The organism is Lactobacillus intestinalis, assembly GCF_024397795.1.
In the GTDB taxonomy this organism is placed as follows: domain Bacteria; phylum Bacillota; class Bacilli; order Lactobacillales; family Lactobacillaceae; genus Lactobacillus; species Lactobacillus intestinalis.
The window spans coordinates 1,004,772-1,018,605 of the sequence record NZ_CP072983.1; the positions used below are offsets into that span (position 1 = coordinate 1,004,772).

At 35.3% G+C, this 13,834-nt stretch carries 11 protein-coding genes and 1 riboswitch; of the genes, 2 read left to right on the forward strand and 9 right to left on the reverse strand.

Translation table 11 applies throughout. The features are described from left to right. Window positions 1-11: 11 nt before the first annotated feature. The gene (locus KBW87_RS04560) at window positions 12-1,634 is read right to left on the reverse strand and encodes an ABC-F family ATP-binding cassette domain-containing protein (RefSeq protein WP_057809765.1); all 1,623 of its coding nucleotides are present in this window, start codon (window positions 1,632-1,634) and stop codon (window positions 12-14) included. Between the two features lie 411 nt (window positions 1,635-2,045). Here KBW87_RS04560 and KBW87_RS04565 point away from each other — a divergent pair, with 411 nt between their 5' ends. Then, window positions 2,046-3,656: an Mbeg1-like protein gene (locus KBW87_RS04565; RefSeq protein ID WP_057809763.1), complete on the forward strand. Its 1,611-nt coding sequence runs from the start codon at window positions 2,046-2,048 to the stop codon at window positions 3,654-3,656. A 130-nt stretch (window positions 3,657-3,786) separates the two neighbouring features. Here the strand turns inward: KBW87_RS04565 and KBW87_RS04570 are convergent, their stop codons facing one another. The 8 genes from KBW87_RS04570 to lysA all read right to left on the reverse strand — a co-directional run bounded on the left by KBW87_RS04570 (window position 3,787) and on the right by lysA (window position 12,039). Further along, a complete protein-coding gene (locus KBW87_RS04570) occupies window positions 3,787-4,485 on the reverse strand; it encodes a CPBP family intramembrane glutamic endopeptidase (protein ID WP_057809761.1) in 699 nt (232 codons plus the stop codon). A gap of 404 nt (window positions 4,486-4,889) precedes the next feature. Continuing rightward, window positions 4,890-5,948 carry an aspartate-semialdehyde dehydrogenase gene (locus tag KBW87_RS04575; protein WP_057809758.1) on the reverse strand — a complete coding sequence of 353 codons (1,059 nt, stop codon included), beginning with the start codon at window positions 5,946-5,948 and terminating at the stop codon, window positions 4,890-4,892. After that, window positions 5,945-7,126, reverse strand: a complete 1,182-nt coding sequence (locus KBW87_RS04580; RefSeq protein ID WP_057809756.1) for an aminotransferase class I/II-fold pyridoxal phosphate-dependent enzyme — start codon at window positions 7,124-7,126, stop codon at window positions 5,945-5,947. Before KBW87_RS04580 ends, KBW87_RS04575 begins: the two co-directional genes overlap by 4 nt. Before the next feature lie 15 nt (window positions 7,127-7,141). Continuing rightward, the gene (gene dapB / locus KBW87_RS04585) at window positions 7,142-7,921 is read right to left on the reverse strand and encodes a 4-hydroxy-tetrahydrodipicolinate reductase (RefSeq protein WP_057809749.1); all 780 of its coding nucleotides are present in this window, start codon (window positions 7,919-7,921) and stop codon (window positions 7,142-7,144) included. Continuing rightward, the gene (gene dapA / locus KBW87_RS04590) at window positions 7,914-8,852 is read right to left on the reverse strand and encodes a 4-hydroxy-tetrahydrodipicolinate synthase (RefSeq protein WP_083478847.1); all 939 of its coding nucleotides are present in this window, start codon (window positions 8,850-8,852) and stop codon (window positions 7,914-7,916) included. Before dapA ends, dapB begins: the two co-directional genes overlap by 8 nt. A 2-nt stretch (window positions 8,853-8,854) precedes the next feature. Next, window positions 8,855-10,003 carry an N-acetyldiaminopimelate deacetylase gene (locus KBW87_RS04595; RefSeq protein WP_057809744.1) on the reverse strand — a complete coding sequence of 383 codons (1,149 nt, stop codon included), beginning with the start codon at window positions 10,001-10,003 and terminating at the stop codon, window positions 8,855-8,857. A 2-nt stretch (window positions 10,004-10,005) separates the two neighbouring features. Continuing rightward, entirely contained in the window at window positions 10,006-10,716 is a 711-nt protein-coding gene (gene dapD, locus KBW87_RS04600) for a 2,3,4,5-tetrahydropyridine-2,6-dicarboxylate N-acetyltransferase (RefSeq protein WP_057809742.1), read from the reverse strand. Between the two features lie 18 nt (window positions 10,717-10,734). Then, window positions 10,735-12,039, reverse strand: a complete 1,305-nt coding sequence (gene lysA, locus KBW87_RS04605; protein ID WP_057809740.1) for a diaminopimelate decarboxylase — start codon at window positions 12,037-12,039, stop codon at window positions 10,735-10,737. 89 nt (window positions 12,040-12,128) lie between these two features. Continuing rightward, a riboswitch (Lysine riboswitch) is annotated at window positions 12,129-12,310 on the reverse strand. 157 nt (window positions 12,311-12,467) lie between these two features. On the opposite strand from lysA, the gene KBW87_RS04610 reads away from it, so the two are divergent. Next, window positions 12,468-13,820 carry an aspartate kinase gene (locus tag KBW87_RS04610; protein ID WP_057809738.1) on the forward strand — a complete coding sequence of 451 codons (1,353 nt, stop codon included), beginning with the start codon at window positions 12,468-12,470 and terminating at the stop codon, window positions 13,818-13,820. The last annotated feature ends 14 nt before the right edge of the window (window positions 13,821-13,834 follow it).

Consider the following 13,834-nt stretch of genomic DNA (forward strand, 5'->3'; position numbering starts at 1 on the left):
ATGGCCTTTTTTTAATATATCTTTTCTACTTGTTCTTGAATGTTTTCACGTTCCAAAAACTCATCGTAACTTGTATCCGCACGACTTACAATTCCCTTTGGTCCTACTTCAATGATGTGGTTGGCAATAGTTTGAATAAACTCATGATCGTGAGAAGTAAACAAAATTGAACCAGGATATGCCTTTAGAGCATCATTTAATGAAGTAATGGATTCAAGATCAAGGTGGTTAGTTGGATCGTCCATAATTAATACATTAGCTGGTTGAAGCATCATGCGTGACAATTGACAGCGAACCTTTTCCCCACCAGATAGCACTTTGATTTTCTTTTCGATTTCATCCCCACTAAAGAGCATTCTTCCTAAGAATCCTCTCAAGAAGGTATTATCGTCTTGTTCTTTATCTGCATATTGACGAAGCCAGTCCAAAATAGTGAGTTCATCATTATTAAAGTTAGCATTTAAATCACGTGCCATATAATTAAAGGCGGTTGTTTGTCCCCAAGTTACCTTACCTGTATCTGGCTTGATCTTTCCAGCAATAATTTGCATCAAAGCAGTCGTAGCCAAAGTATTGCGTGACAAGAAGGCAACTTTATCTCCAGGACGAACAATGAAAGAAACGTGATCCAAAATCTTTTCGCCATCAACGCTGTAAGAAACATCTTCTACCTTTAAAAGATCATTTCCTAAGTCACGATGCAATTCAAACTTAACAAATGGATACTTTCTTGAAGATGGTTTAATATCATCAAGCGTAATTTTTTCTAATTGCTTCTTACGAGAAGTTGCCTGGCGAGACTTAGATGCATTGGCAGAAAAGCGAGCCACAAATTCTTGAAGTTCCTTGATCTTTTCTTCCTTCTTAGCATTTTGATTGGCAGCAAGTTCCGCAGCCAATTTACTAGATTCATACCAAAAGTCGTAGTTCCCCACGTAAAGTTGAATTTTACCAAAATCAACATCACACATTTGCGTACATACTTGATTTAAGAAGTGACGGTCGTGAGAAACAACAATCACAATATTTGGATAATCAGCTAAAAATTCTTCTAACCAATCTACCGTATGAACATCTAAACCGTTAGTAGGCTCGTCTAAAAGTAAAATATCAGGATTCCCAAATAAAGCTTGAGCCAAAAGCACCTTCACTTTATCAGATTCTGGCAATTCCTTCATCATACTTTGATGAAGATCTTCACCAATTCCCATTGATTGCAAAAGCTTAGATGCATCGGCTTCCGCATTCCAACCATCAAGTTCCGCAAATTTGCTTTCAAGTTCAGCAGCCTTTACCCCATCTTCATCACTAAAATCAGGCTTGGCATAAAGCTCATCTTTTTCTTTCATTACTTGATAAAGCTCTTTATGACCTTGAATCACAGTATCCATTACTGTGAAATCATCAAAGGCAAAGTGATCCTGATTAAGGCTAGACATTCTTTCATTAGCGTCAATGGAAATATTACCTGTAGTTGGTTCAATTTTTCCTTCTAATAATTTTAAAAAAGTAGACTTTCCGGCACCATTTGCACCAATAACGCCGTAGCAGTTACCTGGCGTAAATTTTAAGTTAACATCTTCATATAAGGTGTGTCCGGATAAGTTAAGACTTAAGTCAGAAACTGTAATCAAATGTTCGTCCTCCCTCAAAAATACATTCTTATCAGTATACCAAGATTAAATAGAAAAAGACAGCGATCTTAAGCAATTTTTAGGCAAAAGAAAAATCCTTGCGTGAAACAAGAATTCCTCTAAAAAAGATATAAAGATATTTGTATAAAGTATACCATTTTCTGACAATAACTGATATACTCTAGGTTGGGTCTTGAAAATCTTATAAGTCCTTATGATGACCCCAACCAGGTAGTAGAATCCCCTTCTACCTGGTTTTTATTATAGCATAAATATAACGATTGTTATAATATTTTTGGTAAATTCTCTAAAAATTATTGAACTTTTATCAAATATTTCCATTTATTCCACTACCCTCCGTCTTTTAAGTTAGAATTATATATAGAGATTTTAAACCATGGAGGTGGCTATATGTATCCAGATAATAATATCTTTTCCTACCTCAAGTGGCGCGGAGATATTCACTTAACTCAAGCTCCATTTAATGATATAGATGCCTTAGTATTGGCAATTTTTTCTTATCTCAACTTACCAGGGATTGTTTCTGATGATGGATCAACAATCACAGTTGAAGCAGCAGCCAAGAAGTATTTTTCAGCTGATTACTACCGTAATGACCACAGTTATTATCAAAAACTGTTTAAGTTGATGGCGCGAGCTGAACGATTTAAAGATGCTAAACTATCTTATTACGTCAACACTTTAACTGATCAAACGCAGTTTAGTGCTATTAAAATTCAACTATCCAACGGAATTAACTTTATCTCTTTCCGAGGAACAGATGATTCATTAGTTGGCTGGAAAGAAGATTTTGAGATTAGTTTTAAGACCACAATTGCTCAAAAGCAAGCCGCAAGCTATTTAACCAAAGTAATGGGAAAAGATAGCGAAGATTATCTACTAGGAGGCCACTCAAAAGGTGGAAATCTAGCCGAATATGCTGCTTTAAACGTTTCTCCAAGCTTACAAAAGCGCATCACGGATATTTATACCTTTGATTCTCCAGGATTGGCTCAAGAAGTTGAAAATCAGTTGCCTGATGAGTATTTGCGGTCCACTTTACATCGATTTGTCCCAGAATTTAGTATTATTGGACGCTTGTTCGAACCTGAAGATATTCCACCCACTATTGTCGACAGCACGCGTAAAACTGTCAGTCAGCATGATGCTTTTAGTTGGGAAATTACGGGGTCCCATTTTGTAACTCGCAAGCACAGAAACCCTCAAGCTAAGGTTTACAACCAAATTATCAATCAATGGATTGGAAATGCCACTTTGCAAGAACGCGAATCATTAACTAATGATTTATTCAATTCGCTCGCAGCCAGTGGCGCAACTAAAATTAACGAACTTGGAAAAAACGGGGTTGGTGGTTTTGGAGCGATTCTAATTTCTCTTACCAACTCTTCTAGACGAACTCGATTTGTCTTTGGTAGTTTAATCGCCTCTTTTTGGCAAATGATTAAAGATTTGGAAATTACCAAAATTTTGTTTACCCCCGATAGTATTGTCGGCTGGGTGCTGGTCATATTAGGAATCATTAGTTTAACCGCTCCACAATATGCGATTAGAGCTTTCGGTGCAATTGTTGCTTTTGCTGGAATAGGATTCAGTGTCAAACAAATCCTTGAAACCGCTAATTCTGCCCTTTATAAAAAGCAGAAACAATTCTTTATTATCAGTTATCTTTTGATTTTTGCTTTATCAATTGCACTTTTATCCAATAATCGGCTGTTAATCTTCCTGGCTCATTACTTCCTGGGAATTTTCCTAATTGTTTATTCCTATGTACGTTTAAGACAAATTATTCTTCACAAGGTGCCAGGAATTTTTAAAAAGATTATTATCTGTATTGAAGCCGTGGTGGCCTTCGCCTTAGGAATAGTAGTGGTAGTGAATCCTAAATACTTCAATAAACAATCTATTATTATTGTAGGAATATTGTTGATCATTTATGGCTTCTTTAAACTAGTTGAAGAATTATTCTCCCAGCGTAAAAAAATGCCAACTCACCACCGATAATAAAATTCAAAAAGCTGCCCGTTAGTAGGCAGCTTTTTTGATGAGTAAATACTATTAAGTTATTTTAATTCCTGTTCTTCATTGGACAATGTGCAACATAATCTTTATTTATCATTTATTACTCCTGCTTTTAAGTCCAAGCTTGAATACAACATATTATTAGCGGTAAAAAATTAGATATACTATGACTTAATATTGGCATTTTTATGTCATTCGTTTTTTGATAAACATATCCAAATGCTATTCCTGATAAAAATCTGTTAAGAAAAGCTACATTTAGAGTTATATTATGTGCACCGGCAAAAATAAATGCTGTTAGAATAATTGCTACCCAAGAATTTAAATTCTTAAAAACACCTTTTTGAATACTTGCTTGAAATAATAACTCTTCTAATGTTGGTGCAATTAAAATTAAATCTAGAATTAATATTACTCCTAACGGTGTTTTTAGTGTTTCAGTAAATACATCCGGATGATTTGCGTTTGAAAAAGCAGAAGGCATTGTTAATATATCCAAAATAAAGCTAAATATACCTGCTACTATAGCTAAAATCAAATATTTTTGTTTTAATTTTTTTGAGAAGTCCAATTTATTCTTAAGCCATACACAAACGAGCCATTCCATCACAAAGGTAAGTAGCACAAAAATAATCATCATAAATATATTATGAGGTATGTTTACATGTTTGAAAGCTTCAATAAATTGTTGTTGGCTATTTATTGAATAAACTGGTGTACTTTCAACAGCAGGAACTTGCATGAAAACAAAGATCAAAAATAGCCAAATTATTATTCCTACCCATTTAAATACAGATTTAATTATTTTCATAAAATTCTCCATTTATTAATTAAGTAAAAAGGGATGGAACGTAGTTCCATCCCTTTTTACTCAATTAATCTCGATCTCTCCATGAATGATGATGACGATGTCTGCCCTCAAAACCATTCTTAAAGCCCCAGAGCCAATCTCTAGCATGCGTCTATTTAAATTGTTATTACTCATCAAGATGAAAAAAGAAGATCTTAACTTCTTTACGCATCTGTTGTACCACTTACTCATAAGGGTGGCGCAAAATATAATATTTAAATCAGTACTTCTTTAGTACTTTAAATAACTTGATACTCTACCAACTCTAGTCTTATAGCTATTCTTAGAAAGAGTATATCAATAAGCATCAGTTAAAATAATGTCGTATCTTCTACGCTTTTAGTTAGCTTTTATTAATACCTTCTCTAAATCAAACCCATCTTTACCAAATACTCTGCATTTTCTACAGTATTCCAAGCAGCGCCTTTTAATAAGTTATCGGAGACAACCCACATATTAAAGGCTCCTGGGTTTTCATAATCGGGGCGAATTCTTCCCACAAAGGTATCACGTGAACCCTCTGCATTAATTGGTTGAGGATAAATTTGATTTTTAATATCATCTTGCAATACATCCCCTGGGAAATCCGCAATCACATCCATAATATCTTGCGCAGTAGCTGATTCATCTTCCACAGTGAAATAAACACTTTCCCCATGAGCGATGGGCACAGGTACACGCACACAAGTTGCAGTAACCTTAATATCCTTAGAATTCATATCATTGAGCATAATCTTCTTAGTCTCGTGAATCATTTTCCATTCTTCATGAGAATAACCACTATCTTCTAAAACATCAATTTGAGGAAGCAAATTAAATGCTAAAGGATAATGCTTTTTATCACCTTTAGTTGGCAAAATATGTGCATCTTCTTGCATATTCTTACCATCTAAGTAGGCTTGTGATTCTTTCTTAAGTTCATCGATTGCGGCTTGGCCTGCACCAGAAGCTGCTTGATAAGTTGAAACAATAATTTGCTTTAAGCCAAACTTTCTGCGAACTGGTTCTAGCGCCATCACCATCTGAATAGTGGAACAATTTGGATTAGCAATAATACCGTGATGATTCTTTAAAGCTTCCGGATTAACTTCAGGTACTACTAAAGGCACATCTTCATCCATTCTAAAAGCACTGGTGTTATCTACACAGACGGCCCCTCTTTTAACTGCTTCTGGTAAAAACTTCTTTGATACACTTCCACCAGCTGAAGACAACACTAAATCAACACCATCAAAAGAATCAGGAGTAGTTTCTTCAACTACTAAATCTTGATCCCGAAACTTAAGATGCGTGCCCGCTGAACGTGATGAAGCAAGCAGCTTCACGCTTTTAACCGGAATCGTTGACTTAGCTAATTGGTCAATCATTCTTCTACCAACTGCACCAGTAGCACCTAAAATTGCAACATTATATTCCTTACTCATTGTTCATTACCTTCTTTTAAAAACTCGCCCATTCTCTTTAATGCAACTTGCAAAGCCTCATTGGATGAGGCATAGGATAATCTAATATAACCTTCTCCACCAGGTCCAAATGCACTTCCTGGAGTAACTCCAACTTTTTTCTTAAAAGCTAAATCTAGTGCAAATTGCATATCATCGGTTCCATATTTTTCTGGAATTTTTGCAAAAATATAAAATGCGCCTTGGGGTTTAACAAACTCAACGCCCATTTTGCTTAATTCATTTACTACAAAGTCACGTCTTTTTTGATAATTTTTTTTATACTCTTCTGAATCATCAATTCCATTAGTAAGAGCTTCAATCGCCGCAGCTTGAGAGGAATCAGTAGTGGTAGTAACCATTAAGCCGTGAACCTTACTGATTTGATCCATTACCTTTTTTGGCCCTGCAATATAGCCTAAACGGTAACCCGTCATTGCATGAGATTTGGATAAACCAGAAATATATAAAGTTCTCTCTGGAATTTCAGTAGCAATTGAATAATGCTCAACACCATAAGTTAATGAACTGTAAATTTCATCAGTGATCACATAAAGATTGTATTTTTCGACTATTTTAGCTAGTTGCTTGATTTCTTCATGACTATATTCAACTCCAGTTGGATTAGTCGGATAGTTGAAAATTAATCCTTTAATAGTTGGATCATTTTTTACTACGTCTTCTAACTTTTCGGCAGTAAGTTTAAAGTTATCGCTTGCTGTATTCACTAAAGAATATTGAACTCCAGCTAAATTAGCAACTGGCCAATAAAGTGAAAAAACAGGTGTAGGAACTAAGATTTTATCTTCAGGATTAAATAAAGCAAAAATAGCGGCATTAATTGCTTCTGTAGCTCCGACAGTAGCTACAATTTCACTCTTAGGGTCATATTTAACGTGAATTGTTTTGTCTAAAAAACGACTAATAGCCTCTAGAAGCTCTTTCTTTCCTTTTTGAGGAGCATAATGAGAATCATTTTCCTCAATACTTTTAACAGCCGCTTTTTTTACATGTTCAGGTGTATTTAAATCTGGTTCACCTAAAGTCAACTTAATAATGTTTGGAATTTCTGAAACTTTATTATCAAAAATCCGAATTCCTGATGGCTTTAAGTTTTCAACCTTTTCACTAAAATGAAGATTATCAGCTAATTCTGGCATTTTTGGCCTCACAATCTATAAAATGTTTTCTAATCCAACTATCAATTCATGTAAAGAATCAACTTTTTTAAGGGCTACTTTAACCCCGCTCATAAATGATTCACGATCAAACGAATCTTGTCGAATAGTTAAAGCTTCCCCCTTACCGCCGAACAAAACTTGTTCATGAGCAATGTAACCTGGAAGGCGAACAGAATGGATCTTAATTCCTTCATAATCTCCACCACGAACATGAGCTAAGCTTTCAACTTCATTAGGAGCAGTCTCATGTTTTGGCCGATTTTCCGCAATTAATTTTGCCGTGCTTAAAGCCGTTCCAGAGGGAGCATCTTTCTTATCAGCATGGTGCATTTCAATAATTTCAACATCTGGAAAATATTTTGCAGCTTCTTTTGCAAATTTCATCAGTAAGACTGCAGACATTCCAAAATTAGAAGCAATTAACCCTCCCACTTGTTCTTTTTTAGCTAAGTTCTTTAGTTTTGCCACTTGTTCATCATTTAAACCAGTCGTGCCCACAATTGGTGAAATATGATGCAAAATTGCATACTTTACATTTTCATAAACTGCATTAGGAGTAGTGAAGTCAATCCAAATATCGGCAATATTTTCAGGAATATCGCTTAATTGATTAAAAATTTGAGCAGTCTTAGGAAGATGATATTCTTCAGGATCATGATTAGCATGTGGACTAAGACCTGCTACAATTTCAAAATCGGCCATGTTATTTACTAAGTTCACTGCCTTTTGCCCCATGGCACCTGCAAAACCAGCAATTAAAACCTTTTTAGTCATTTTCTTCCACTTCTTTTCCTAAATCTAGTGGTAATTCGTGCATTAAAGCATCATCTTTTAAGCCTAAATGTTGTGCTAAGGTTACTTTTTCTTCTTCATTTAAACTTACTAATGGCAAACGACAACCACCAGTCTCAAATCCCTGTGCATTTAAAACTGCTTTAACTGGCGATGGGGATGGATACATAAATAATGCAGCCATTCTTGGAGTTAACCATCGTTGCAAGCGAGCAGCCTCAGGATAGTTACCTGCATATAAATCATCATACATTTCACGCATTTGCTTAGAATAAATGTGTGAAGCCACTGATACAACTCCATTGGCCCCAAGCAAACGCGCAGTTAAAGCTTGACTATCCTCACCAGTAAAGACTTGGAAGTCATTATCCTTATGATCAATAATGTATTCCAATTCCTCTAAGCTAGCACATTGCTTAATTCCTTTAATATTTTCAATATGAGAGAGTTGAACCACTGTTTCCTGATTCATTTTGACTCCAACACGTCCTGGAATGTTGTAAATCAAGATTGGAAGATCAACATTCTCGGCTACTGCAGTAAAGTGAGCTACCATACTACGCTGATTTGGCTTGTTATAAGGGGGAACAACAACTAAGGCATAATCAATTCCTTTAATTTTTGCTACTTCATTAGTAAATGCAATTGTTTCTGCAGTGTTATTGCTTCCAGTTCCAGCAATCACTGGAACACGGCCATTTACAATTTCGCCAAATTTAGTATAGAGCTCAATTTTTTCATCATGAGACAAAGTTGGTGTCTCACCCGTTGTACCTCCAATTACAAAGCCATTAGTTCCTTGACTAATCAAATAATTAGTTAACTTCTTCAAACTGTCATAATCGATTTCTTCATTTTCATCAAAAGGAGTTACAAGTGCCGTTAATAAATCAGTATCAATTAATCTTGTCAATTTCATTTCTCCATTCTATAAATCAAGAATCCTTTAATAGCCTCTATACCTCGTATAATACTACTTTCATTAGGTGTTAACGTTGCCGAATGAAGTTCGGAGTTATCTTCTACTCCTAACCAAAACATTACTCCAGGGAATTTAGCTAATAAAAATCCAAAATCTTCTCCCGTCATTGCTGGCGCTGTTTCAACATAGTTGACTTGAGGATTATTTTTCATATACGAAATAAATTGCTTAGTTAATTCAGGATTATTTTCAACAGGCCAGTAGCCTCCTTGATTCAGCTGCAATTCAACATCCAAATTATAGCTACGAGCAATACCTTCACAAATATCTTTTAAGCGTTGATCAATTTGAACAATCATTTTTTGAGTTAATCCCCGAATTGTTCCCTCAATTCTGGCATGACCTGCAATTACATTTCGAATTGTACCCGCTTTTACTTTTCCTAAAGTTACTACCCCACTTTGAATGGGATCGATACTTCTAGAAATAATAGTTTGAATTTGCATAATTAAACTAGCTGTTGCCACAACCGTATCATTAGCATTTTGCGGAAAAGCAGCATGACCACTTTTACCAGTAATGTCAATATTTACCTCAGTGGTTCCTGCAAACAAAGTTCCCATTCGGCAACCAATTGCACCTGCTGGCAAAGCTGGATTGTCATGTAGACCATAAAATTCATCCGGTTTAAACTCATCATGAAAAATTCCTTTTTCATAGGCTTGTCTACCGCCACTTTCACTTTCTTCAGCCGGCTGAAAGAAAAACAATAAATTATCTTGAGGTTGATTCTCACTAAAATAGTTTAAAAGTCCTAAAGCAACTGTCATATGAATATCATGTCCGCACGCATGCATTACATTAGGATTTTTAGAAGCATATGGAAGATTAGTTTTTTCATTAACCGGTAAAGCATCAATATCTGCACGATAACCAATAGTTCTTTGAGGATTTTTACCTTTTACCAATACTAAAATGGCAGTTGGAAGCGATTGTGGCACTTCGATTTTTAAATAATCTTGATTAAAGCTCTTGATAATATTTAAAAGATAATCATGAGTTTTAAATTCTTTAAGAGCTAATTCCGGAATTTGATGTAAATGACGCCTAATCTGAATAAGTTCTTCTTTTGTTAAAATCATCGCTATATCTTTCTTAAATTATCTTCTAAACCAGTTTTGCTTTCGGTTTTTTGATCAACTTTTTTAATAACTTTAGCTGGCACACCTGCCACCACAGTATAAGGAGCTACATCATGAGTTACAATTGCCCCTGCCGCAATTACAGCACCTTCACCAACATGAACGCCTTCAATTACTACTGCATTAGCACCAATTAAAACATTATCATCAATTCTTACTGGTTCCGCAGAAGCAGGTTCAATTACGCCTGCTAAAACTGCATTGGCACCCACGTGGCAATGCTTTCCTACAATAGCACGTCCTCCTAAGACAGCACCCATATCAATCATAGAATCATCACCAATTTCGGCACCAATATTAATCACTGCTCCCATCATAATTACTGCATTATTACCGATTACGACATGATCTCTAATCAAAGCTCCTGGCTCAATACGAGCATTGATTTCTTTTAAATCCAGTAAAGGTACGGCAGAATTACGGGCATCGTTTTCGACATGATAATCTTCAATCTCTTGCGAATGGTTTGCTAAAAATTCTTTTATTACTTGCCAATCTCCAAAAATCACGCCACTTTCAGCATTGACAAAATCTTGAATCTCTTCTGGAAAGTCAAGATTTTCCAAATCTCCTTTAAGATAAACTTTGACTGGCATTTTTTTAGGAGCATTTCCAATATAATTAATAATACTTTGAGCATCTAACTTTGACATTTTTATCTCTTTTCTACATTAAATATTGTAATCTTGGTCTAAATGAATTAAATCTTCTAAGGATTCTCTTTTAACTACTACTTGTGCTTTCCCATTTTCTGCAAAAACGACAGCGGGACGAGGATTACGATTATAATTTGAAGCCATTGAGTACCCATAAGCACCAGTATCAAGCATGGCCAAAATGTCACCTGCTTTTAACGAAGGTAACTTAGCATCTGCTAAAATATCGCCCGATTCGCAATATTTACCAGCCACATGAAATTCTTGACTAGCCTTTCTTTGTGGATCGTTAGCTAAAACTGTTTCATATTTTGCTTGGTAAAGAGCTGGACGAATGTTGTCTCCCATCCCTCCATCAACAGCAACATAAGGAACTAAGCCGGGAATTTCTTTCATGCTTCCTACTTTGTAGAGATTGTACCCTGCTGGTCCTACAATGGAGCGCCCAGGTTCAATATCAATTTCAGGAATGGGAAAATTATGTTTAGTTGCTTCATCTTTAATTGTTTTCACAATGACTTTTACAAATTCTTCTGGCTTTAGAGGATGATCTTCTTGAACATATTTAATTCCAAAACCACCACCGACATTGATTATTTGAGCTGTATAATCATAATTTTTTCTCCAAGATGCTGCAACATCAACCAATTTAGCTGCCGCCATTTCAAAACCATTAAGTTCAAAAATTTGTGAACCAATATGGGCATGAATCCCTAACATATGCATTCTTTGATTTTTCAAAACTTCTTGTAAAGCTTTGTCTGCTTGACCAGAATCTAGATCAAAACCAAATTTGCTATCTACTTGACCAGTTTGATCATATTCATGAGTGTGAGCTGAAATGCCCGGCGTGATTCTAAGCATCACGTTGATCTCACTATCTTGTTCTTCAAGAACCTGACTAAGTAAATCAATCTCATAGAAATTATCAATCATAATTTTGCCAACATGGTTTTTAACAGCCATTTCAAGCTCTTCTTTTGATTTATTATTGCCATGAAAACTAACCCGCTCTATTGGGAAATTGGCCTTCATAGCTGTATAAAGCTCACCTGCAGACACAACATCGGTATAAGCTCCCTCCTCATTGGCAACTTGATACATTGCAATTGAAGCGAAAGCTTTACTTGCATAACTCACTGCATAATTAACTTGTTCTTCTTCAAACACCTTTTTAAAAGCGCGAATTTGATGACGAATTTGACTAACATCATATACAACTAAAGGAGTCCCATATTCTTTAGCTAGCTCAAGACTATCCATTCCTCCAATAGTTAAATGACCTGCTTGATTAATCTGATTAGTAATTTGTGAATTCATATTTTGCCTGCATTTCTAAAAAATAGAAGCGCTAATAAAAAATCCATTGTCTGCGCTCAACAAACAACGGATTAAATTATTTTTAATCTTATGATCGATAGCGCTCCGCGAATCTTAATTTTCGCGACAGTTTACAATCTCTTAAATTGCATCCCAGCAAATAATACTTGGCCTCATATTATCACTTCGGCAACTTCCCCTTTCACAATTCATCATAGTTTTGCCTAAACTCCTAATTGCTACTTTTGTCAGTTGCGCCTCTTCGAATTTGACTAAATTGTATATTTTATTAAAAACAGAGTCAATAGTTTTACATGATTTTTTAATTTTTATTGCAAGTTTGAAAATTAATGTTAAACTTCAATTAAAATCTTTTAATTAAAGCACATTTACTTGCAGCTTTAATTAAACTAAAAGGAAGTACTGATATGAGAGTAGTAAAATTTGGTGGTAGTTCGCTAGCCACCGGCACTAGTGTGAATCAAGCACTTGAGATTATTTTAGCTGACCCATCTCGACAAGTAATGGTTGTCTCAGCTCCTGGTAAAAGAAATAGCTCGGATATTAAAGTTACAGATCTTTTAATTAAATATGCAAAAACTGTCCTAAATCATCAAAACTATTCAAAAATAGTTGACGAAATTTATAGTCGCTATCAAGAAATTGGTCATTTTTTTGGATTAGATGAGACTCAACTTAACATAATTAAAGATATTCTACTTTCTTTACCCGAATCTTCTTATCCAACTGATGATTATCTAATTGCCGCATTTAAAGCTCATGGCGAACGATTAAATGCACGATTAATTGCAATGATTTTAAATCAAAAAGGAATTAAAACTAAGTTTTTAGATCCTCATGAAGCCGGTTTAACCGTTACTGGTGAACCTAATGATGCGATTGTGAGTCCTGAGACCTACCTCAATCTTGATAAAATTAAAATAGATTCTGATGAACATGTCATCTTTCCAGGCTTTTTTGGTATTACACCTTCTGGCCATATCGCCACTTTTTCTCGAGGAGGTTCGGATATCACCGGGGCAATTTTAGCTAAGGGATTGCATGCAGACCTATATGAAAACTTTACAGATGTCAATGGAATCTTCGCAGCTAATCCAGCTATTATTGATCATCCTCAATCTATAAAGACCATGACTTACCGCGAAATGCGTGAATTGTCATATGCGGGATTTTCTGTTTTCCATGATGAAGCTTTAATTCCAGCCATTGAAGGGGAAGTTCCAATTAACGTCAAAAATACTCATGATCCTCAAAATCCTGGTACCATGATTGTCCCTGACAAGCGATTTAAGCCTCTTAATCCTATTACAGGAGTAGCGAGTCAAAAACACTTCTCTGCTCTTTATTTGCATAAATATTTGCTCAATAAAGAAGCCGGCTTTACTTTACGTATCTTACAAATTCTTTATAAGCATAATATTCCTTACGAACATATGCCTTCTGGGATCGACGATATCACAATTATCTTTAATCGCCAGTTTTTAAATGATCAATTAATTGATTTAATTTGTAACGAAATTCAGTCTTTAATTAATCCCGATCAACTTGAATGGATTGATGATTATGCCATTATTATGATCGTCGGCGAAGGGATGAAATATGAACATGGAATTAGTTCACAAATCCTGGCCTCCCTAAACAAAGAGGATATTTCACCTCAAATGATCAACCAAGGCGCTTCACAAATTTCAATCATGATTGGAACCAAGAAAGAAGAAGCTGATCAAGTAGTTAAAACAATTTACAAACAATTTTTCTAGAAAGGATTCTTTAC

Excerpts from the sequence above, each read along its gene's own strand:
- KBW87_RS04580 (WP_057809756.1), bottom strand. The coding sequence starts at position 7,126 with ATGCCAGAATTAGCTGATAATCTTCATTTTAGTGAAAAGGTTGAAAAC.
- KBW87_RS04610 (WP_057809738.1), top strand. The coding sequence starts at position 12,468 with ATGAGAGTAGTAAAATTTGGTGGTAGTTCGCTAGCCACCGGCACTAGT.
- KBW87_RS04565 (WP_057809763.1), top strand. The coding sequence starts at position 2,046 with ATGTATCCAGATAATAATATCTTTTCCTACCTCAAGTGGCGCGGAGAT.
- lysA (WP_057809740.1), bottom strand. The coding sequence starts at position 12,039 with ATGAATTCACAAATTACTAATCAGATTAATCAAGCAGGTCATTTAACT.
- KBW87_RS04575 (WP_057809758.1), bottom strand. The coding sequence starts at position 5,948 with ATGAGTAAGGAATATAATGTTGCAATTTTAGGTGCTACTGGTGCAGTT.
- dapB (WP_057809749.1), bottom strand. The coding sequence starts at position 7,921 with ATGACTAAAAAGGTTTTAATTGCTGGTTTTGCAGGTGCCATGGGGCAA.
- KBW87_RS04570 (WP_057809761.1), bottom strand. The coding sequence starts at position 4,485 with ATGAAAATAATTAAATCTGTATTTAAATGGGTAGGAATAATAATTTGG.
- KBW87_RS04595 (WP_057809744.1), bottom strand. The coding sequence starts at position 10,003 with ATGATTTTAACAAAAGAAGAACTTATTCAGATTAGGCGTCATTTACAT.
- dapD (WP_057809742.1), bottom strand. The coding sequence starts at position 10,716 with ATGTCAAAGTTAGATGCTCAAAGTATTATTAATTATATTGGAAATGCT.